The 1975-nt window shown below is 48.4% G+C and carries 2 protein-coding genes; both read left to right on the top strand.

Annotation, left to right across the window (positions count from 1 at the left end):
- Window positions 1-166: 166 nt before the first annotated feature.
- Window positions 167-844 (top strand): deoxyribose-phosphate aldolase, encoded by a 678-nt coding sequence (gene deoC, locus QUA03_RS28780; RefSeq protein WP_333217124.1) that lies wholly within the window; start codon window positions 167-169, stop codon window positions 842-844.
- A 46-nt stretch (window positions 845-890) separates the two neighbouring features.
- Window positions 891-1766 carry a DNA repair protein RecO gene (gene recO / locus QUA03_RS28775; protein WP_333217122.1) on the top strand — a complete coding sequence of 292 codons (876 nt, stop codon included), beginning with the start codon at window positions 891-893 and terminating at the stop codon, window positions 1764-1766.
- The last annotated feature ends 209 nt before the right edge of the window (window positions 1767-1975 follow it).

The raw sequence follows: 1975 nt of genomic DNA, 5'->3' as shown, positions 1-1975 counted from the left end.
TTAATTATGAAATGGAACCGAAAGATCAAAAACAAAGGTAACGCGAGTTAATGCAGTTTAGATGTCGAACAGCTTAGCCGCTTAAATTCCCGGCGGAAAGAGACATAAGTTTTCCGCATCCCGTTTATTTGTATAATAAAGTAGTTATTTCAGAGAGAAAAAAACAATGGCTGCAAACCAGCCAGACATCGATATTGCCCCCTTTATCGACTACGGCCTGATTGACCCCACCGCCACGCCAGAGCAAGTAGAAAACTGCTGCCAACAAGCAGAGAGATTTGGCTTTGTCACAGTTTGCGTGTATCCCGCCTATGTCCGACAAGCAGTTGAGCTGCTGCACGGCAAGCGCCCGAAAGTCTGTACTGTCATAGGTTTTCCCACCGGTGCTTCGACTTCAACTGCGAAGATCTACGAAGCCCTCGAAGCAGCAGATAATGGAGCGGTAGAGTTAGATGTCTCGGTTAATTTAGGATTGCTGAAAGCTGGCAAAATCGACGAATTCCACCAGGAATTAGCCCAAATTTGCGAAGAAACCAATCTCACAATCAAAGCAATTATCGAAAGTTCGCTGCTTTCGGATGCCGAAAAACAATTAGCGGCTGAGATTTGCATGGAGGCGGGTGCCGCCTACATTAAAACCAACACGGGCTTTTTTGGCGCGGCGACAGTTGATGATGTGCGACTGCTGAAGGAAGTTACTAAGGGCAGGATCGGGATTAAAGCCGCCGGCGGAATTCGCACTCACGAACAAGCTTTAGATTTGATCGTCGCTGGTGCAACTCGTTTGGGGACTTCCCGCGGCCCGGAATTAATCCGCCAGCGAGATAATTTAGACAAAAGGTAATTGTTGCTACTGTGGAGTCAATCTAAAATCTAAAATCTAAAATCGAGTGACTCGAACTTACAAAGCAACTGGAATCAATCTCAAGAGTGCGCCGATGGGGGAATCCGATCGAGTGCTGACAATTTTGACGCGGGAATTCGGCTTAATTCGAGCTGTAGCACCGGGTGTTCGCAAACAACGATCTACCATTGGCGGTAGAAGCGAATTATTTGTTGTCAACGAATTGCTAATTGCCAAAGGCCGATCGCTCGACAAAATTACCCAAGCCGACACCGTACAATCCCATCCGGGTTTGAGCCGCAACCTAGGGAAACTCTCCGCCGCGCAATATTTGGCCGAATTGGCGATCGCCAGCGCCCTTTCCGATGAGCCCCAAGAAGAACTCTTTTGGTTACTGGGCGAACATTTGAGCCGTTTGGAGCGTTTGTCCGATCGCACAGAAATCCAATCCGCCGCCGTGCTTGTCGCCCACCTCAGCCACGGCATTTTTCACCTGCTAGCCTTAGCCGGCCTCGCGCCCCAAGTCCAAGTTTGCTGCGCCACCAGACACCCGCTCATCCCAAATTTCACCGATCCGAACTGGCAAACCGGGTTTAGTATACCCTCTGGGGGAACCTTCAGCTTGTCCGAGCTAGCTAACCTAGAGGCAGAACTCTCTTCAGAAATCGGTAGCTTGTACAAATCCACCTCCCGTTCCCGACAAACAAATGGCAGCAAACACTTGACAAATTTCGAGATAAATGCTAAGGAATTAGCAGCGCTGCAACAGTTGGCTAGTCCAGAACTAGGAGAGGGGATTGCCGATCAAACAACTTGGGTATCAGTAGAAAATATTTTGCGACAATATGCCCAGTATCATTTAGGTTGCACGATTCGATCGGGAAGCTCGATCGACACCTACCTAGAGAGTTTTGAGTTTTAAATTTTGAGTGTGGATTTAAATAGGTGAAGGGGCGATCGTACATCGCACCTCCAGCCGGGGGGATACCCGAACCTGTAGGCAATTTCAGGTAAATTCTCAAGGTTGTTGCGACATCAGATAATAGATAGAGATAGTGCGATTCGTTGAAACGTGAATCACGGTGAAAGCCCGTACATAACGTTTCCAGCCACAAGGCTGAACTCTCGGTC

The organism is Microcoleus sp. S36b_A4 (assembly GCF_036700645.1).
GTDB lineage: Bacteria > Cyanobacteriota > Cyanobacteriia > Cyanobacteriales > Microcoleaceae > Microcoleus.
Note: the sequence above shows the minus strand (reverse complement) of the source record. Positions and strands in the feature narration are given on the sequence as shown.

Bases quoted from the DNA above. Each gene is read 5' to 3' on its own strand.
- deoC (WP_333217124.1), top strand. From the start codon at position 167: ATGGCTGCAAACCAGCCAGACATCGATATTGCCCCCTTTATCGACTAC.